Genomic DNA, 18,101 nt, shown 5'->3' on the forward strand with positions numbered 1-18,101 from the left:
AGATAGATTTATTTTTTTCCCCCAATCCCGAACCCAACCCCGATTATCTGGGATTATTAGGCAGAATTGTCCTTAATACTGTCTTAATTGAACCCTATCGCAATCCTCCCAACCGTAGCGAGATTCGTAATTGTTTAGCAAAACTTTTGGCGATTTTATCCGAACTGCAAAGACAAGCCAAACGGGAAAATCAGAGCTACAATAATGAAGATAATGCCCCTCGTTTGTGGATTTTATCCCCTTCCGCTAGTCTGACTCTTTTAGAGAGTATTGGGGCAAAATTAGACCCAGATTGGCCAGAAGGAGTCTATTTTCTTCCCTTGCTTTATCGCACGGCAATTATCGCTATTAATCAATTGCCTGTGACTGCTGAGACTCTTTGGTTAAGATTATTAGGACGGGGAAAAACGCAAAACCAAGCGGTGCGAGAATTGTTAGAATTACCTCAAGGTAATGCTTTCCGGGAAAATGTGCTGGAATTATTGATTAGTTGGCGGGTTAGTATGGAAGTAAATAACATCCTGGAAACTGAGGATAGAGAGGTGTTTATGACCTTATCTCAAACCTATCAGGAATGGAAGGAAGCAACTAAACGGGAAGGACTCGAACAAGGACTTGAACAAGGACTAGAGCGAGGAAAACTAGAGGGTAAACTGGAATCTATTCCCCGTTTGCTGGCCTTGGGTTTAAGTGTGGAACAAATCGCTCAAGCTTTGGATTTAGACTTAGAACAAGTCCGACAAGCTATTCAAGAAACTTCATGAAACCCCATGACCAATTTGCCAAAAATTACCTTGAACAATTACTTTCTCCCCTGGGAATCGTCGAAATCAGCAAAGAAGTCAGCGACGAAACTCGACAGATAGATTTATTTTTTTCCCCCAATCCCGAACCCAACCCCGATTATCTGGGATTATTAGGCAGAATTGTCCTTAATACTGTCTTAATTGAACCCTATCGCAATCCTCCCAATCGGAGCGAGATTCGTAATTGTTTAGCGAAACTTTTGACGATTTTATCCGAACTGCAAAGACAAGCCAAACGGGAAAATCAGAGCTACAATGAAGATAATGCTCCTCGTTTGTGGATTTTATCCCCTTCCGTTGGTATCACTGTTTTAGAAGGATTTGGGGCAAAATTAGACCCAGATTGGCCAGAAGGAGTCTATTTTCTTCCCTTGCTTTATCGCACGGCAATTATCGCTATTAATCAATTGCCTATCACTCCTGAGAGGTAGTGATTCGGTAAATACTCGGGAGCATCTCACTTATGCAGAGAATACAAAGGTTATGGAAAAACTACTTGAATAATCGGAGTCTCCCCAAAAGGAAAACTGCGTACCTCACTATTAAGATAACTACTGTATTCAGTTTTCTTACCCGGTGTCCGTCAACCGGGAGGAATGCCGATAGCTGGTCAAAACCACTAAGATAGGACGGCGAGAGTAACTAAAGACGATTTTTTTGGTAAGATCAAAGCTAAACTAACCATCACGCCCTCTTGAGGGAATATTTATTTATGAGCGATATAGGGTTTATTTTGACGATAATCAACAATTTCCTACAAATTTACTCGGTAATCCTAATTGTTAGGGTTTTACTGACTTGGTTCCAAAATGCTGGTTGGGCCTATCAGATTATGTCTTTTCTCAGTCCGATTACCGATCCTTATTTAAACCTCTTTCGCTCGATTATCCCACCCCTAGGCGGGATGGACTTGTCCCCGATCCTCGCTTTCCTGCTCCTCAACGTTGTTCAGAGTGTCGTAGCCACAGGGGCTAGCAGTCTGGTCAGCAGCGGTTTCTAAATCCGGGGATCAACACTACTGGTAAAACCGGAAGCTTTGAATTTTTCCAGTCGCAAGGGGGTTGGTTGATTGGTAGAAACAGAAATTCTGATCTCGAAATCACTAATCCCCGGCGGCACTTCGGGAATCGCCCCCACCCGGCTACGATTTTGTAAAGCCGGTTCCCCGTTAGCATCGTAAATCCGACCAAAAACATCGGCATCATAGACGGTTTTGCCGGAATTATTTTTAGCTTTGCCGGTGATTAAAAAACAATTAGCTGGAAAACTGGTTCCCCCACTGGTGACACTCCCCTCGGCTAATTCGGGGGGACAGTCTTTATAAGATACATCTAATAGTTGAATTGGGGTCAAAGCTTGAGCAGTAGGGATGATAAGCCAGCTAGACAGCCAGAAAAGAACAGAAAGGAGCAAAACGGTGAGCGAGCGTGGTGTCATAGATGAGTGATTTTACGGTATGATTTCCCCAATACTTAGATTATCGTGGATCGTCACCCTTTGAAATCAGCTTTTTTAGGACTCTCATGGATCGAGATGAGATTGAAACCACTCTCAAAGCGGCTTTTCTCCAGTGTGAGGCTTTATTCTGTCCTCTCAATCAACAACAAAAAGAAATTTTGTTAGAGGTGTTTTTTGAGCGAAATTCCCTCGCTGATGGCAATCCCCTCGACGAATTAACATCTATGCAAAGGGAGATTTTACTGGAATTTATCCTCAAACAAGAACGGGAAAATTTAGCTTGGAAAAGTTCCCTCCTCAATGATTGGCTTAATGATCGCCCTTCCGGTGCGGTACAATTTATCCGCGATCGGTATGGCTTGGCTTGGTTGAATAGCATAAAACCGATTCATTGGCAAGAATATTTACAAAAATTAAGGTTAACCAGAGAAAAATTACAGGTAGGAGATGCGATCGAGGTGTCTAATGGATTATGGGAATGGATTCCCGCAGACGCTGCCGATAGTTGCGACTGGTTTCCCTGTGAGGTAATAGAAGTAAATGAAAGTGAGGATGACTCCCCCCCCTGTTAGTTGCCGTATTCGCTTTCAAAACGGTGAAGAATGGGAAATACAAGGAATATATCGGTGGAATCGCCCTAATTGGCGTTTTCTGACCTGAAGGAAGATCACTGCTCGGTTATCGGCTAAAATTTAAGATATGTAAAGAAGGAAGATAAATTTTATGGCCGCTAATGTTGAGATCTATACTTGGAGTTCCTGTCCTTTCTGTATCCGCGCTAAAGCATTACTCAAGAAAAAAGGGGTGGAGTTTACCGAATATTGTATCGATGGCGATGAAGGAGCGCGAGCCAAAATGTCCGATCGCGCCAATGGACGTACAAGTGTACCACAAATTTTTATAAACGATCAACACATCGGGGGCTGCGATGACATCTATGCTTTAGAGAGAAGTGGTGGTTTAGCTCCCCTGTTGCAGAATTAAGGATAAAAACTATTAATGAAACTAGCCTTTATTATCGATCCGATCGAGTATTTAGATCCGGGCCATGATACCAGTGTAGCTATCATGGAAGCGTCCCAATTATTAGGACATGAAGTCTGGATGACTTCCATCACAGATCTCAGTGCGATTGCGGGAAAAGCTTGGGCAAAACTAACTAAAGTTGAACTGGTTCCTGTGGAGTTAAAAGATAATCATTGGGTGGCTGTATCTCAATGGTATCAAAGACAAGAGACAGTTTTTACCTGCCTAGAAAACTTCGATTTTGTCTGGATGCGAAAAGACCCACCCGTGACAATTACCTATCTTTATGCCACCTATTTATTAGACTTGATTGATCCCAAAAAAACTCAGGTAATTAACTCAACTAGGGGTTTACGCCATGCCAACGAAAAGTTATATACTATTCACTTTGCTCAGGTAATGCCAGCTACAATTGTTTCCCAAGATAAAGCAACGATTAGGGAATTTGTCAACCAAAAAGGGGCGGCAGTTATGAAACCTTTGGGGGGTAAAGCAGGGGAGGGAATTTTATTTCTTAGTCCCGAAGATCGCAATCTCAATTCAATGATTGAAATTAGCACAAAATGGGGACAAGAACCGGTAATGATTCAAGATTATTTACCAGCTGCCAAAGAAGGAGATAAACGCATTATTGTCCTCAATGGTGAACCCATCGGGGCAGTTAATCGCATTCCTACTGGTTCAGAATTTCGCGGTAATATGGCTGTGGGTGGACGAGTAGCAAAAACAGAAATCAGCGATCGAGAATTAGAAATCTGTGCCACTTTAGCCCCAAAATTACGAGAAGATGGCCTGTATTTTGTCGGATTAGATGTGATTGGTGGCTATCTCACGGAAGTTAATGTCACCAGTCCCACCGGCATTCGCGAGATCGATCGATTAAACAATGTTAGTTTAGGTCAACAGGTGATTAAATGGCTAGAAAATTTTTCGGGAAATGGAGAGTATTTTCAGTGAACAGCAAACAGTAAACATTAATCAGCGAAAAGACAGTAGGAAACTTCTATTTAATACTGCTCACTTAAAACTCAAATCTGATAACTGATAACTTACCCACTGATAACTGATAACTGATAACTGATAACTGTAAAAAAATGAATGCTTTATCAATACCGACGTGGATAGTTCATGTATCGAGTGTCGTAGAATGGATAGCGGCGATCTGGTTAGTCTGGACCTATAGCGACATCAGTAGCGATCGATCGTGGCGAATGTTATCTTGGGGGATGTTACCCGCTTTAATTGGGGCTATGTGTGCCTGTACATGGCATTTTTTTGATAATATCAGTGCCTTATCCTGGTTAGTCACCCTACAGGCAGCCATGACTGTCTTAGGAAATTTTACCCTCTGTGCTGCCGGTTGGTGGCTGTGGCGTTCCAGTAAAATTAGCGTTAACAATGAATAAAGAGAGTTTATTTGCCATTTCCCTGTTTCCCTATCTGGGGTTTCTTTGGTTTGTCACTCGTTCAGGAAAAATGCCCCGTTTAGCCTTAATTGGCTTTTATGTGCTGTTAATCTTCGTTTTTATCACCATTCCTGCCGGTATCTACGCCAAAATCCACTATGGTCAAGAATTAGCTAACGTCGATTGGTTACACGGCAGTGCCGAATTTTTCCTCACCCTCTCGAATATTCTCGTTGTCTTAGGTTTTCGTCAGGCAATTTTAGCCAAAAAGGGAGCAGCGAGTGGGGAGAAAATCATAAGTCCGAAATAATTAAGTGTTTATACTCATTGTCAATCTCGATGACTCTGATTACAATTCAGAAATAAAATTTATATTTTGTCAGTGCTATTGAACATAATGTGTACGGAAATATATAAGCTCATAACAAATAAGACGAGGAAAAGCAAAATAATTTGAGGTTTGGGGCTAAATACTAGCGCAGTTTATCGATTTATTTTTTCTACCATTGTTCCTTGTCAGAACTCATAAAATTGGGCTCTAGGGCAATTTACAGCAGATTTAAATCGAGTTTATATATACCCTTATAGTTTTAAATCCAGGAGGTAATATTTGAATATCTTCACAGCCCCCTTATCGGAAAGGTACAGAAAGTACGTATCTTTTAATACTTATGTTCCTAATGTTGCCATAAGCAATGTACTTCTGTGGAGTGCTATTATTATTTCCTATTGTATAGTTAATGCTCCTAAGGATAAATTATCAGGGGCTTTAACTAAGTTATTGAGTATTTTCAAAGAATATCTGAATGTAACATCCCTGCAAAATACTATCCTGTATCAAGTTTTAATTCCTCTGAAAGGGTTACTATTTTCTGTCTCATTTTTGATAATAATATCACCATTAATTATCGATTTATTTAATTCTAAATCGGTTTGGAAAAAGATAAAAATTAGATATTTAGCTTGCGTGGCATTAATTATATTTATTATTTTGTCTCTGCTAGTATTTCCTTACTCTTATCCCGAAGGATTAAATTCAAATGTATCTGGGCTATCGGGAATGGGAGTAGAATATGGCAGAATGACTAGAGACCCTTTTTCGGAAAATACAGGCTGGTATTATCGCAGAATTTTAAAACCTTTCATTGCTTACTTTTTACAATTCAGAGGTTTTTTTCTTTACTATGTTTTCTCTTTGGTTAACACCTACCTACTGATCTGGATAACTTTAATATTTTTTGAAGCTAGAAAATATTTTCGTTACCTTGATAATCCCCAAAAACAGTGGACTGCATCTTCTCTATCACCAACTCAGAAGTTCTTATTCTACTTATCCCTAGCTACCAGTAGCTATATAATGGTTGATTTTATCTGGGTTGGTTATGTGGATCAAATAAGTTTTATTTTAATCCTTTTAATGGCGATTATTCCCATGAGTAGTCAAGGAAGAATGTCAGTCATTGCTCTTTGTTTACTTAATCATGAATCTAGCCTATTTGCCCTTGTGCCACTAATTATTTTTTGTTTTCCTAAAAAAGAGATTTTTCAAGCTTTACTTGCCATCGCATTTTATCTTCTGATTTGGTTTGCTACACGGGGAAGTATGGCTAATGCTTTAGCAACTCATTCAGAAGTATCTGTGTTCAAGATATTTTTGGAAAATTGGCAACTGGGAATGATAGGAATTTTTTTCTCCTATAAGTTGTTATGGTTAGTTTTTGCTCTGTTAAGCTATTTTCTTCTGATGAAGAAAGAGAGTATGCTATTCTTAAGCCTTCTGAGTATGATCTTGTTCCCGATTGCATTAGTTGGTTTCGCATTCGATACAACTCGTAATGTGGGCTTCGGTTTTTTAGGAATATTGATTAGTTTAGATATTTGGTTACAAGAAAACCAAGATTTTCCTAAATGGCTTTATTTAACTATTTCAGCACTTCTTTACATTAACCTCCTCATTCCCACCTATTCTATTATAGTTGTTTATCCACCTTCTCTACAGGACTATCCCTACCGAGGTCTTTATCAAATAATTCATTCTATTTTTCTTTAGTGTTATGATTTCCCTATATTTTGAACTGGTAGATAAAATATGAACAGGATAATTAAGGTTGCTTTAGTTGCCTTACTTCTGTTCTTTATTACTTACCTTTTTTACAAGTATCGACATAGAAAAATTATCTTTAAGTACGGATTAATCTGGTTGGGGGGCTTTCTACCTCTATTTTTATTGGGGAGAGTCTTGGATTATATCCACTATGGAAGCCCCTGGATGACTGGACAAAGATTATGGGTTAAACAAATTCATAATCATCCCTTTTGGTCTAATTTACCTGAATTTCCTGAAAATTGGCCGATATTGCCCGATCCTATCGGTCTTTGGTGATCGTTATTTTCACCAGCCAAAAGTATTTTTATTTATGATCATTTATTGTTACCCTGCTTAATTTTAGGAATTGTTTTTTGGAAACGTTTTCTACCGGAGATTAAATTATATCTTCTCAGTGTTTTGTTAAATTTAGTATTACATATAGCCGTAACCAGTTATCTAGATTTCTGGCACGGTGATAGTGCATGGGCTGCTCGTTATCACGTCACGTCTGTCCATTTAATTCTCCTCCCTTTAATTCCTGTACTTATAGAATTTATGTTTAGAAGTCGAGGATTTAAAAATTGGATAATAAAGACAATAATTTTCCTGTCGATTATTATACAATCTCTCTCAATTATCTTGAGTTTTGCGTTGGAAGATGTCCAGGGATATTTAGTACCTCCAGAACGTCGCTACTTAGAGTTTAGGCTGGGGCAACGCATAGTAAATGTAGCCTGTAAGGTTAATTCGTCCATATCTGATTCTTGCATTACTCAGACAATAGCTCAATCAAGTGAAATACAAAAGCCAACTTTACAAGAGCCAACTTTGAAGCTAGTCACTTATAATATCACTTATAATAACCGTATAGTTTTATTGCCGTTTAATTATTTTATATATCGATGGAATCGTCGCTGGACTTTTATAATTTGGTCGGTAATGCTGTTGTTAGCAATATCAATGACAATACACCTATGGAAATCGGTAAGTTTAGAATAGATAAGATAACCGCGGTTGGCAACGAGAATAATCTCTCATCTGCCCCTGAACTGACGTTAATATCGGTTGCGGGAATCAGGAGTTAGGGAAATTGTGTCTATCACTTAATTTCGATCTTCTGCGCCTAACCCCTCAATTGTGATACAATCGCCCCAGAACGTCCCCACGTCAGTCAACTATGTCCCCGATTACACCGTCCATCAGTGTCAATGAACCCAACCCGCAGGCTGCCACCCAGACTTTATCGGTAGTGGTTCCCATTTATAACGAAGTGGACAGTATCCCCCATCTCGTGGAGAGTATCGCCTCGATTTTGCGTTCTTATCAAATTAACTACGAGATTATCTGTGTTGACGACGGTTCTAAGGACGGTTCCACCGAGGTTTTAACTAATTTAGCTAAAAATCGCCATGATCTCAAGGCGGTAATATTGCGACGCAACTACGGACAAACCCCGGCTATGGCTGCCGGATTTAATTATGCCACGGGACGGGTCATCATTACCCTCGACGGCGATTTACAGAACGATCCCAATGATATACCCCTATTATTGGCCAAATTAGAGGAAGGTTATGACCTCGTGAGTGGCTGGCGCAAAAATCGCCAAGATGACCAGGTAAAACGGCTTTTACCCTCAAAAATAGCTAATTGGCTGATAGCAAGGGTAACAGGGGTCAAATTACACGACTACGGTTGTTCTTTGAAAGCCTATCGATCCGAATTAGTCGCCGATATGAATCTCTACGGGGAATTACATCGCTTTTTACCCGCATTAGCTTTTATTGAAGGGGCAAAAATAACCGAAATTCCCGTTAATCACCACGCTAGACGGTTCGGACAGAGTAAATATGGTTTAGGTCGCACAATTCGCGTGATTATGGACTTATTTACTGTCTTTTTTATGAAAAAGTTCCTCACCCGTCCGATGCACATTTTTGGACTCTACGGACTGTTATCCATGGTAGTGGGGATTATTTTAGGCACTTATCTGACTATTCTCAAACTCGGTTTCGGACAAGAAATCGGCGATCGACCTTTGTTAATCCTAGCTGTGTTATTCTTTTTAACTGGGGTACAATTACTCTGTTTTGGTCTTTTAGCAGAAATTTTAATGCGAACTTACCATGAATCCCAAAAACGTCCTATCTACCGCGTTCGTACTGTTGTTGGGGATAGGGAATTTTTCAGTGAGCAGTAATCAGTAATCAGTAAACAGTAATCAGTGAAAAGACATCTCGGAACTTGCCACTTAATATTGTTCACTGAAAACTCAAATCTGATAACTGATAACTGAATCACTGATAACTGAATCACTGATAGCTGATAACTGATAACTGAAAAAAATATGACTATTTGGGAACTTGATTTTTATTCGCGGCCGGTGGTGGATGAAAATAATAAAAAAAGATGGGAATTATTAATCTGTGAAACTCCGGCAACAATCGATCGCTCCTCCGATACACTATTTAAATATGCCAGTTATTGTCCTAATACGATGGTTAATTCCCAATGGTTAGGAGAGGCAATTACTGCAGCTATCAAGGCAGCGGGAGTAACTCCCAAAAAAATTCGCTTTTTCCGTCGTCAGATGAATAACATGATTAGCAAAGCTTGCGAGGATATCGGTATTCCCGCTTCCCCTAGTCGTCGCACTCATGCTCTCACTAGATGGATAGAAGAAAGAATGGCCAATTTCTACCCCCAAGAAGTTGGTTATGATCAAAATTTAACTAAAACCGCTTCCGTGAATTATCCTCCTTTAAATGCAGTTCCCCTTCCCGATGCTGTCCGGGGAGATAAGGCAGATAAATGGGCCTTTGTCACGCTAGAATTGTCTTCTTTTCATGATTTAAAAGATTGGGATATTAGCTTCGGAGAGAATTTGCCTATACTAGGGATGGGATTAGATGAGAATCTAAAAATCCCCGGTTTAGTTATTTTTTCTCCCCGTGCTTTACCATTAGCTGGTTGGATGTCAGGGTTAGAAATGGCCTATTTAAAGTTAGAAACCAGTTCTCGTCCTCTGCTACGTTTAGAAACGGGTGCTAGTGATAGCTGGATTCTCGTCAACGTCACTAATGCCGAGACTTTAAACGAAGCTAAAAACTTTGAAGAAGCTAAACAAAAAGCCAATAATCTGCATTTTTTAGCCATTCAATCTAACCCTGAATCGCAATCCTTCGCCGGTTTTTGGCTACTACAAGAAGGCTCTCAAGAGTAAAGTTTAGTTAAGGTGGGTTTTCAATCCACCCCTAGACAATTAACTTAAAAACATTGTCGGGTCCAACTACCGTGTAACCCGTAGGGAATATGATGTTTAAGATGGATAACCCCTAGGGAATTAGTGATATCTTTAGCATCTAAGATTACCACATTCGATCGATGATTGGCCGCATCGTAGGTGACTACCAATAACCAACCATCATCTTCAGCAATTCCATCGGGTTTAGGCACAAAAATTGGTTCACCAGCAAATCCCCGGGGAGCAAAAGAATGTAATTGTTTTTCTCCCGTTAATAAGTCCAGTTTTAAGATTGCTTGCAAAGGAGCATTACCAGTGGCATGATGAGCGGCAGCGATGTATAAATAACAGTAATCTCGACCAACTTTTGCAGGATTAATGCTGGGAAATTCACAACAATGCTCTAGAATACATTCTCTTGTAACGGTATTTTCTGATAAATTTAGTGTAAATCGCCACAGATGTCCCGGAGCTAAACTATCAAAATCTACCGATTGAAAACTGCTATTTGAATCCAGTTGTGGTAAGGATTGATAACAAATAGAATCAATATAAATTTTCTCCCCTTGTTCAAAAGCATTGCTATGATGGAAGACAAAACCCGATGGAGTTTCTAAAACTTTCACTTCTCCTTTGTTAGCATCCCGGGGGATAATAATAATCCTAGTTAACTTATCTGGTTGATTGATAACGCATTCTCCCGCACCTTTTAACCCAAAAAGAAAGGGAAAAGGATTATAAGCAACCGGGTTTTGGAAAAAGATAGCGTAGTGGGGAGTAATAACAAAATCGTGGATAAAACAAAAGCCCGGTATGCTGTGGGTATGACGACGTAATAACTTACCCGTGGGACTAATTTCGTAGAGAGTAATGGCACTCGACAAACCCGTTTTGATGGCAAAATTTACCAGACAAGGTTGATGATTATCGAAGATACAAGCGGGATCGATGCGAGGATGAGCGGCAAAAGCATCGCCTTTTTCTAAGATACCATCGAGATAGTCTAAACCAATAGTATTAAGGGTTTTAGCATCGAGACGATGGGGTTCGGCCGCTTCCCAAAGTGCCAGTAATTTATTACCCCAGTAGATAACATTAGTATTAGCAATATTTTTCAGACGCAAATCAAAAGCATTGCCGAAAATTCCCCCTGGTTTTTTCGTGCCGAAAACACCGCGATAAAGGGGTTTTCCCGCTTCCTTTTCCTTGAGATAACCCTCAGTTTTCACAAAACGATTACGATAATGTACGCGCCCATGGTTGAAGCTAATCGCACTGATCATACCATCCCCATCGAAGGGATGAGCGATCGCAGTGCCAGCGATATCGAGTAAACCGGGGCCGTTTTTAAAGACTGTACCCTGTAAATCGGGGGGAATTTGCCCCTCAATGTCTTCCACCTCGTAATCGTACTCGTTAGGTTGGGATTGATAGCCTTTTTGCCAATCCTGACGATTATAGGATTTTTCGCCAATTGTCGGAGTTAATACCATAGTAGTTTTAAGTTTATATTTACTTTTCTTAACATAACTTAAAACTACCAGAGATAAAAAGAAGGGGGTGCCGAATCATTTATTTACCCCCTCTTTGCCGTCGTGTTATTTAACAAACAACATTTCCTGATAGGTAGGTAGAGGCCAGAAATTGTCGGCCACTTCTCCTTCCAGCGTGTCAGCATATTCGCGCACCTTATCCATCAAGGGACGGATTGTTTGAGCGGAATGCTGCATATGTTCCTCGATCGAGTCAAAATCGTGTTTAGCAATGGCCTCACTCAGTTTGGCAACGCTATCCATCATTAACTTAATCAGATTCGAGACGGTTTGGGCGTTTTCCTTATTGATCTCGATGCCGATCGCCGCCGCGTTAGAGATCGCCGAGGACAATTCCGACAAGTAGCGAACGGCAGCGGGATAAATAATCGTTTTAGCCATACTTACCACCAGTTTCGCCTCCACTTCGATGGCCAGCAAATACTGTTCCGCATAGACATCAAAACGACTTTCCAGTTCAACGGGGGTAAGCACACCCATGCGGGTAAACAGTTCTTCAATATAATCGGCTTTCAGCACGGGTAAAGCATCGGCAGTGGTGCGGAGATTAGCTAAACCGCGCTCTTCTACCGCCATTTTGTGCCATTCCGGGGAATATCCGTTACCTCCGAAGATCACATTTCTGTGTTTGTCCATGATCTCCTTAAGAACACCCTGGGCGGCAGTATTGAGGTCTTCCCCAGCTTTCATCCGGCTTTCTAGGTTATCCGCCACCCAAGTCAGGGAATCGGCTAGAATCGTGTTCATCGCCACCAGCGGCCCAGAAACTGACTGATTAGAACCCACGGCCCGGAATTCAAAGCGATTGCCCGTAAAAGCAAAAGGAGAGGTACGATTGCGATCGCCAGGATCCTTGGGGAATACCGGCAGGGTATCGACACCGAGATCCATCAATCCCGGGGCATCAGAACCCTCAATTCGGCCTTGGCTGATTTGGTCGAATACCTTTTCTAACTGGCTGCCCAAATATACCGAAATAATCGCGGGAGGAGCTTCATTTGCCCCCAAACGGTGATCATTGCTGGCGGTAGCCACCACTGCGCGTAAAAGCGGCCCGTACTTGTGAACGCCACGAATTACCGCCCCACAGAATAACAAAAACTGCATATTAGCGTGAGGAGTATCGCCCGGATCTAACAGATTGCCCTGGGTGGCGTTGCCGACGGACCAGTTAACGTGTTTTCCTGAACCATTAATTCCCGCAAAGGGTTTTTCGTGCAGTAGGCAGACAAAACCGTGTTTTTTAGCCGTACTTTTCAGCAAGGTCATAATTAACTGCTGATGGTCACTGGCCACGTTAGCAGCCTCGAAAAAGGGGGCAATCTCGAACTGTCCGGGGGCGACTTCATTATGGCGGGTTTTGGCCGGAATGCCGAGGCGATACATTCTTTCCTCCACTTCCTGCATAAACACCTGAACCCGTTCGGGAATCGCGCCAAAATAATGATCGTCGAACTGTTGACCCTTGGCGGCGGGTTTACCAAATAGGGTGCGACCGGTGAGCAGTAAATCGGGACGACTATGGGCAAAATGAGCATCTACGAGGAAATATTCCTGTTCAGCGCCGCAGCTGGAGTTAACGGGGGCGACTTCCGTATGTCCTAATAGTTTAAGCACCCTGGTGGCGGCTTTACTCATCGATGAAATCGAGCGTAAAAGCGGCGTTTTTTTGTCGAGGGCCTCTCCTGTCCAAGAGATGAAAACCGTCGGGATACAGAGGGTTACACCATTATCCGTCTCCATGACGTAGGCGGGACTGGTGACATCCCAAGCGGTGTAACCCCGCGCTTCAAAGGTGGAGCGAAGGCCGCCGTTAGGAAAGGAGGAACCATCCGGCTCCCCCTGTACTAAGACTTTGCCTGTAAATTCCGTGATCACCGAACCGTCGCTCTGCACGGAGATAAAACCATCGTGTTTTTCGGCGGTGGCGTTGGTCATCGGATAGAAGACGTGAGCATAGTACAGCGCCCCTTTGGACGTGGCCCAATCCTTCATCGCTGCCGCCACCGCACTGGCGATGGAAACGTCTAATTTTCCCCCGGTTAAAATCGTGTTTTTGACCGATTTGAATACATCTTTGGGAAGACTGGCCTGCATTTTGCTCAGGGTAAAGACATCGGTTGCCCAGAGGGCCTCTAAACGTTGAGGAAGTTTGCTAGGTAGGGGTTTACGATCCGTTACTTGAGAGATAGCTTGAACACGGGTTCCATAACTCATAAGTATTTTTCCTATTTTGTTGTGTCGTGGATGAAGGGTTACTTTACTTAGGCGATGACAAGTTTCCTACTAACTTTGATGTTGAATTCCGGTCAGAGGCTATTCTCCGCTTAATAATTTTGATCCCACGGCACAAGCTTCTCTGCGGTTTTTATCTGCTTGCGCCGGCCTCTTTCCCGATCAATTAGCAACACCAGCCTTCATCTTAAGAACAGATAATCGGGAGATTTGTATCAAACATTACAAATATCCCAAACCCGATCTTTCCCAAGCGATCGCACTGAGAAAACGGGTTTCTTTGAGAAACCTGTTTTCTGGACTTAAAAAAGTGATATTTGACAAAATCGGGGGGGGGAAAATGCTGGTGGAATTTGCCCAAAATTGCCCATGAATTTTACAACTAACTTCAAATCTCTCTCTCTGGTGTTGTCTTCGCTGGCACAGTTAGCGCGATCGCTGGACTGACTATCCTCCCCGTCCAAGCGCTGCCGATCATCTACAATCCGACTCCAACCTTAACGCTTAATGCAGGCACTGCTACTCCCACCGTTGGAGCCTTAGTCAACACTGCCAACGGCAATGGGTTGACTGGACCTGGAAACGCTTTGCAGCAACAGCACGTCGCAGGTATGGATTTTTCTAATTTCTGGGGAGTACGTTTAGAAATCGGGACGACTCCTGCTGATGTCAATCTTGATTTTGATTTTGGCAGTTCTGTGTTCTTAGATACCTTGGCTTTGTGGAATTACAACGCTTTTAATACCACAGCTACTGATCGCGGAATCAAGGATTTCACACTAATTCTCTCCAATAACTCCGACTTTAGCAGTCCAGTTTATGTATCAGGAACCCTAACACTACCTGAAGGTACGGCAACTAACATACCAGCGACAATCTTTTCCTTTCCTTTAATTCAAGCCCAATATGCTAGAATTGATGTAGCAAACAATTGGTTCGTTGGTTGGACAGCGCCAGGGCCTATTGGTCTCTCTGAAGTCTGGTTTGCCCAGACTGTTCCTGTTCCCGAATCAAATTCTGTCTTAGGTTTGCTGGCCCTAGGCTTACTGGGAACGGCAGCGGCATTTAAGCGCCATTGGAACTGAGAAAACGGGTTTCTTTGAGAAACCCGTTTTCTGGTAAGCTGAGAAACAGGGCAAAATTATCGCCAAGTTCAAAACAACTGATCATCAAATCGACAATCTTCGAGACAATCACTGAGCTTTATTCCTGTCAATGATGCTAACAAAATATCTAAAACGAGCAATGGAACTGGCAACTTATGAAGTTCTAGAAGACGGTACTTTTTATGGAGAAATTCCGGGATTTGAGGGAGTATATGCTAATGGGACAACTCTCGAAGCTACTAAGGAACAGTTACAGGAAGTTTTGGAAGGCTGGGTTATTTTAGGATTACGCTTACAGCATCAGTTACCGATTGTTGAAGGTATCAATCTAACCCCTCAACAAAAAATCGCCTGATGCCACCTTTTGCCCCCATCAAAAGGAAAGAGTTAATTCGCCAGTTGAGAAAGCTGGGATTTTCTGGTCTTTTGGTAGGAGGAAATCATCAATATATGGTGCAGGGAAAATTAAAAATCTGGATTCCTAATCCACACCAAGTAGATATCAGTAAAAGCTTGCTGGCTAAAATTTTACAACAAGCAAATATTAGTAGAGAAGAATGGGAAAAATTACGTTAAACAATTCTGTCTTGGAAAAGTTAAAAACTGTTATCAATTAAGCAAGATGAATGCCATAGAAAAGGGGTTTCTTTGAGAAACCCCTTTTCTGAACTGTCAATCTCTTGTGTCGATTAATTCGGGGACAAGTTCGGGAATAAAACCGGGTTCAGCTAAAGAACCGGTAACATGATGTTCAAAGACTTCTGCGGGGGGAAAAGTTTTCTTGACTTCCTGAGATTGCGGATCCGTAGAAGGTAGCCATTTAATTAGAGGTAAAGGTAGGAGAGTAGAGAGATTAGTAATCACCACCAATAACCAAAGGTTATCAAAATTAGTTTCGGTGACTCCCAACCAATGGGTTAATAAAGCGCCGATTTCTTGGGAAACTAATCCTGACATATTCCAGATAGACATTAATAAAGCGAATAGAGATGCTTCAATACCCACGGGACAAAGACGGGCTGATAAAATTAAGACGGGTAAAAAGGCAATTTGTCCCATGACGGTGAGGATGAGACTATCCCCCAAACTAAACCAATGATCGTCAATACCGAGCGCTCGATTAGTATGGGTAACTAAGAGTAGGGTAGTCATCCCTAAAAGCGCAGAAATCACCGTACTCCAACCCAAAATTAAACGAAAGGAAATCGCTTTTAAAAACCGTTGATATACCCAGATACCCAGGATCGAGGCTAAACTGGTGACTAAGCGCACTCGTCCTAAAAATTCCGGTTCAAATCCTAACTCGTTGGTGGTGAAGTAAAAAAAGGCAGAATCGGCGCTAGGAGTAGCCTGCCAGAGAAAAATAAAGGCAGTGGGTAATAAAATTGATTTTTGTCTAATTGCTGACCATAATTGCCCGATTTGCTCCTTGACTTTCGGCGTGGATTGTGCATCATTGTTATTCTTGATTTTTTCCTCTGTAATTAAAAACGCCATGGCTGAGGCAATCAGGGGAAAAATAGCGGTGAGAGCGAAGACAGGACGAGTACCGAGGTGTGCCAGTAACCAACCACCGAGATAAGCCGTAATTAAGCCGCCTAACGCCGATATTCCCCAAGTTAAGGACTGTAGAGAACCGGATTGAGTGAAGGACTCTCTGCGGGCCCTTTCTACTACCAAAGAATCGACGATGACATCACTAATGGTGACAGAAAGGGAACCAAGCAGGATCGCGGCCATCGCTTGCCAAGCATTCTCCACCACAGTGGCTAGGGCCAACCAAGCTAAAACCCCAAGAATTCCCGATAAAATTAGGTAGGGCCGACGACGATAGCCGAAAATAGGCAAACCATCCGAAAGAAAGCCAAAAGCTGGTTTAATCACCCAAGGAATCGCCGCCACTCCGATTAATGCCCCCATCTGGGAGGGACTCAAGGCCAAATCGTCTTTTAAAAAGAAGCTAACCGCTAATCGGGAGAGTCCGAGAATGCCCTGGACGAAATAAACCCCTAAAATGCCAATTAATTCGGGATTAGGGTCATTTCCGAACAAGATACTCTCTTTAAGGAATTTTTTCCCGCGATCGATGCCAAGGCGATTAATAAGCATGAAGTTTCATAAATATTTGTTACTGTCTCTATGATAATGATTGAGCGCTCGATCGGTGCGTTAGCTGTTAGGGTTTAACTGTTGAGCTTTAGGTTTTGGCGGTTGGGTATTGGATTTTAGGGTTTTAGTTGAATTTCCCCATAAAAGGCTTATTGTCGTGTTATGGGGAAAGTTTTTTGCGATCGCTCTGTTAATAGACAGAAAGATTTTTTTTTAAAATGTGCATTTGGTGTGATATGCGGAAACTTTCCGTATAATCATCAGTTAGGTTTACCAACAAAGGCGAGAGATGAAAAAAGTTCTAAACGTAGGTGGCAACAGCAAGGCGATTCCGCTTCCGCCCCAATATTCAGAATTTGAACACTTGCTGCTCGATATTGACCCGAAAGGTTCACCAGATATTGTGTGTGATGCGCGTAATCTTACCACCCTTGAAAGTGGTCAGTTTGACGCTGTTTACTGCTCACATAACCTTGAGCACTACTACCGACATGATGTACAGAGAGTCCTAGCTGGGTTCCTACACGTACTTAAGGACGGCGGTTTTGCACATATTCGGGTTCCGGACATCCAGGAACTGATGCGGATCACAATTGACAGGGGTTTAGATATTGATGATGTCCTGTATCAATCACCGGCAGGGCCAATTATGGTTCTAGATGTCCTTTACGGTTATAGCGTTGAAATCGAGCGCAGTAAAAAAGACTTTTTTGCCCATAAGACCGGTTTTACACATAAATCGTTGTTGAAAGCCTTGCAAAAGGCGGGCTTTTCAAAGATATATAGTGCCGCTCGCAATCTTGAAGTGTCTGCTTTGGCATTCAAAGTGGCGCCAGACCATGATACACGATTACTTTTCAACCTCCCTCCTGACTAACAGCAATCGTTTTGTATGGCCTACCTAGGGTTTGCTAAATAAATCTAAAAACCTTGTTGGATAAGACTTTTAGACTTTTTTTCCCTCAAAAAGTGCCAGCGATTGCGGGGATCGGGGGCAAAATTCAGGTACTTTTTCCCTGAAAATTAGGCAACTGACTACCTCAAAATCGGTAAAACCCCACACCCCACACCC

General features: G+C 42.0%; 18 protein-coding genes and 2 pseudogenes. 15 read left to right on the plus strand and 5 right to left on the minus strand.

What is annotated here, in order from left to right:
* The 3 genes and pseudogenes from IQ224_RS13220 to IQ224_RS13230 all read left to right on the plus strand — a co-directional run.
* A partial coding sequence (locus IQ224_RS13220) for a flagellar assembly protein H (RefSeq protein WP_194033069.1) occupies window positions 1-764 on the plus strand: 764 nt, incomplete at its 5' end.
* Window positions 761-1,231: pseudogene (locus IQ224_RS13225) on the plus strand (hypothetical protein); the annotation flags it as partial. The gene IQ224_RS13220 and the pseudogene IQ224_RS13225, both read left to right, overlap by 4 nt.
* Window positions 1,232-1,518: 287 nt before the next feature.
* Entirely contained in the window at window positions 1,519-1,806 is a 288-nt protein-coding gene (locus IQ224_RS13230) for a YggT family protein (RefSeq protein ID WP_002733084.1), read from the plus strand.
* Here IQ224_RS13230 and IQ224_RS13235 read toward each other — a convergent pair.
* Window positions 1,803-2,243: a hypothetical protein gene (locus IQ224_RS13235; protein WP_002741759.1), complete on the minus strand. Its 441-nt coding sequence runs from the start codon at window positions 2,241-2,243 to the stop codon at window positions 1,803-1,805. The two genes, IQ224_RS13230 and IQ224_RS13235, sit on opposite strands and share 4 nt — an antisense overlap.
* An 86-nt stretch (window positions 2,244-2,329) precedes the next feature.
* Between IQ224_RS13235 and IQ224_RS13240 the strand changes: the two are divergent.
* From IQ224_RS13240 to IQ224_RS13275, 8 genes and pseudogenes are all read left to right on the plus strand, one after another.
* Window positions 2,330-2,924 (plus strand): annotated as a pseudogene (locus tag IQ224_RS13240) (hypothetical protein).
* Window positions 2,925-2,987: 63 nt separating this feature from the next.
* Window positions 2,988-3,248, plus strand: a complete 261-nt coding sequence (gene grxC, locus IQ224_RS13245) for a glutaredoxin 3 (protein WP_002741762.1) — start codon at window positions 2,988-2,990, stop codon at window positions 3,246-3,248.
* 15 nt (window positions 3,249-3,263) lie between these two features.
* Window positions 3,264-4,247 carry a glutathione synthase gene (gshB, locus tag IQ224_RS13250; RefSeq protein WP_194033070.1) on the plus strand — a complete coding sequence of 328 codons (984 nt, stop codon included), beginning with the start codon at window positions 3,264-3,266 and terminating at the stop codon, window positions 4,245-4,247.
* A gap of 137 nt (window positions 4,248-4,384) precedes the next feature.
* Window positions 4,385-4,696 carry a DUF2499 domain-containing protein gene (locus IQ224_RS13255; protein WP_002741768.1) on the plus strand — a complete coding sequence of 104 codons (312 nt, stop codon included), beginning with the start codon at window positions 4,385-4,387 and terminating at the stop codon, window positions 4,694-4,696.
* Window positions 4,689-5,006 (plus strand): DUF3593 domain-containing protein, encoded by a 318-nt coding sequence (locus IQ224_RS13260; protein WP_002741769.1) that lies wholly within the window; start codon window positions 4,689-4,691, stop codon window positions 5,004-5,006. The genes IQ224_RS13255 and IQ224_RS13260 overlap by 8 nt, the downstream gene beginning before the upstream one ends.
* Window positions 5,007-5,306: 300 nt before the next feature.
* Window positions 5,307-6,746, plus strand: a complete 1,440-nt coding sequence (locus tag IQ224_RS13265) for a hypothetical protein (RefSeq protein WP_036399822.1) — start codon at window positions 5,307-5,309, stop codon at window positions 6,744-6,746.
* Between the two features lie 1,216 nt (window positions 6,747-7,962).
* On the plus strand, window positions 7,963-8,982 hold the full coding sequence (locus IQ224_RS13270) for a glycosyltransferase (RefSeq protein ID WP_002741773.1): 1,020 nt from the start codon (window positions 7,963-7,965) through the stop codon (window positions 8,980-8,982).
* A gap of 147 nt (window positions 8,983-9,129) precedes the next feature.
* Window positions 9,130-10,005 (plus strand): Tab2/Atab2 family RNA-binding protein, encoded by an 876-nt coding sequence (locus IQ224_RS13275; protein ID WP_002741774.1) that lies wholly within the window; start codon window positions 9,130-9,132, stop codon window positions 10,003-10,005.
* 44 nt (window positions 10,006-10,049) lie between these two features.
* Here the strand turns inward: IQ224_RS13275 and IQ224_RS13280 are convergent, their stop codons facing one another.
* Together IQ224_RS13280 and IQ224_RS13285 are read right to left on the minus strand one after the other, a co-directional pair.
* Entirely contained in the window at window positions 10,050-11,519 is a 1,470-nt protein-coding gene (locus tag IQ224_RS13280) for a carotenoid oxygenase family protein (RefSeq protein ID WP_002741775.1), read from the minus strand.
* Window positions 11,520-11,624: 105 nt separating this feature from the next.
* A complete protein-coding gene (locus tag IQ224_RS13285; RefSeq protein ID WP_194033071.1) occupies window positions 11,625-13,796 on the minus strand; it encodes a glutamine synthetase III in 2,172 nt (723 codons plus the stop codon).
* A 584-nt stretch (window positions 13,797-14,380) separates the two neighbouring features.
* Here IQ224_RS13285 and IQ224_RS13290 point away from each other — a divergent pair.
* Window positions 14,381-14,899: a hypothetical protein gene (locus IQ224_RS13290; RefSeq protein WP_228036227.1), complete on the plus strand. Its 519-nt coding sequence runs from the start codon at window positions 14,381-14,383 to the stop codon at window positions 14,897-14,899.
* Here the strand turns inward: IQ224_RS13290 and IQ224_RS24600 are convergent.
* Window positions 14,880-15,011: a hypothetical protein gene (locus tag IQ224_RS24600; protein WP_002741779.1), complete on the minus strand. Its 132-nt coding sequence runs from the start codon at window positions 15,009-15,011 to the stop codon at window positions 14,880-14,882. The two genes, IQ224_RS13290 and IQ224_RS24600, sit on opposite strands and share 20 nt — an antisense overlap.
* 18 nt (window positions 15,012-15,029) lie before the next feature.
* Between IQ224_RS24600 and IQ224_RS13295 the strand changes: the two genes are divergently transcribed.
* A complete protein-coding gene (locus IQ224_RS13295; protein ID WP_002791247.1) occupies window positions 15,030-15,275 on the plus strand; it encodes a type II toxin-antitoxin system HicB family antitoxin in 246 nt (81 codons plus the stop codon).
* Window positions 15,275-15,496, plus strand: coding sequence for a type II toxin-antitoxin system HicA family toxin (locus IQ224_RS13300; protein ID WP_002741781.1), 222 nt, complete (start codon window positions 15,275-15,277; stop codon window positions 15,494-15,496). The genes IQ224_RS13295 and IQ224_RS13300 overlap by 1 nt, the downstream gene beginning before the upstream one ends.
* Window positions 15,497-15,592: 96 nt before the next feature.
* On the opposite strand, the gene IQ224_RS13305 is transcribed toward IQ224_RS13300, so the two are convergent.
* Window positions 15,593-17,029, minus strand: a complete 1,437-nt coding sequence (locus tag IQ224_RS13305) for a folate/biopterin family MFS transporter (protein ID WP_002741782.1) — start codon at window positions 17,027-17,029, stop codon at window positions 15,593-15,595.
* A 289-nt stretch (window positions 17,030-17,318) separates the two neighbouring features.
* On the opposite strand from IQ224_RS13305, the gene IQ224_RS13310 reads away from it, so the two are divergent.
* Window positions 17,319-17,906 (plus strand): class I SAM-dependent methyltransferase, encoded by a 588-nt coding sequence (locus tag IQ224_RS13310; RefSeq protein ID WP_002741783.1) that lies wholly within the window; start codon window positions 17,319-17,321, stop codon window positions 17,904-17,906.
* Window positions 17,907-18,101: the final 195 nt, after the last annotated feature.

It is taken from the genome of Microcystis sp. LEGE 00066 (assembly GCF_015207925.1).
Classification (GTDB): domain Bacteria; phylum Cyanobacteriota; class Cyanobacteriia; order Cyanobacteriales; family Microcystaceae; genus Microcystis; species Microcystis ichthyoblabe_A.

What these genes read in the sequence shown, in the direction of transcription:
- IQ224_RS13285 (WP_194033071.1), bottom strand. Translation starts at nt 13,796, where the DNA reads ATGAGTTATGGAACCCGTGTTCAAGCTATCTCTCAAGTAACGGATCGT.
- gshB (WP_194033070.1), top strand. Translation starts at nt 3,264, where the DNA reads ATGAAACTAGCCTTTATTATCGATCCGATCGAGTATTTAGATCCGGGC.
- IQ224_RS13255 (WP_002741768.1), top strand. Translation starts at nt 4,385, where the DNA reads ATGAATGCTTTATCAATACCGACGTGGATAGTTCATGTATCGAGTGTC.
- IQ224_RS13275 (WP_002741774.1), top strand. Translation starts at nt 9,130, where the DNA reads ATGACTATTTGGGAACTTGATTTTTATTCGCGGCCGGTGGTGGATGAA.
- IQ224_RS13270 (WP_002741773.1), top strand. Translation starts at nt 7,963, where the DNA reads ATGTCCCCGATTACACCGTCCATCAGTGTCAATGAACCCAACCCGCAG.
- IQ224_RS13280 (WP_002741775.1), bottom strand. Translation starts at nt 11,519, where the DNA reads ATGGTATTAACTCCGACAATTGGCGAAAAATCCTATAATCGTCAGGAT.
- grxC (WP_002741762.1), top strand. Translation starts at nt 2,988, where the DNA reads ATGGCCGCTAATGTTGAGATCTATACTTGGAGTTCCTGTCCTTTCTGT.
- IQ224_RS13230 (WP_002733084.1), top strand. Translation starts at nt 1,519, where the DNA reads ATGAGCGATATAGGGTTTATTTTGACGATAATCAACAATTTCCTACAA.
- IQ224_RS13300 (WP_002741781.1), top strand. Translation starts at nt 15,275, where the DNA reads ATGCCACCTTTTGCCCCCATCAAAAGGAAAGAGTTAATTCGCCAGTTG.
- IQ224_RS13305 (WP_002741782.1), bottom strand. Translation starts at nt 17,029, where the DNA reads ATGCTTATTAATCGCCTTGGCATCGATCGCGGGAAAAAATTCCTTAAA.
- IQ224_RS13235 (WP_002741759.1), bottom strand. Translation starts at nt 2,243, where the DNA reads ATGACACCACGCTCGCTCACCGTTTTGCTCCTTTCTGTTCTTTTCTGG.
- IQ224_RS13310 (WP_002741783.1), top strand. Translation starts at nt 17,319, where the DNA reads ATGAAAAAAGTTCTAAACGTAGGTGGCAACAGCAAGGCGATTCCGCTT.
- IQ224_RS13260 (WP_002741769.1), top strand. Translation starts at nt 4,689, where the DNA reads ATGAATAAAGAGAGTTTATTTGCCATTTCCCTGTTTCCCTATCTGGGG.
- IQ224_RS13295 (WP_002791247.1), top strand. Translation starts at nt 15,030, where the DNA reads ATGATGCTAACAAAATATCTAAAACGAGCAATGGAACTGGCAACTTAT.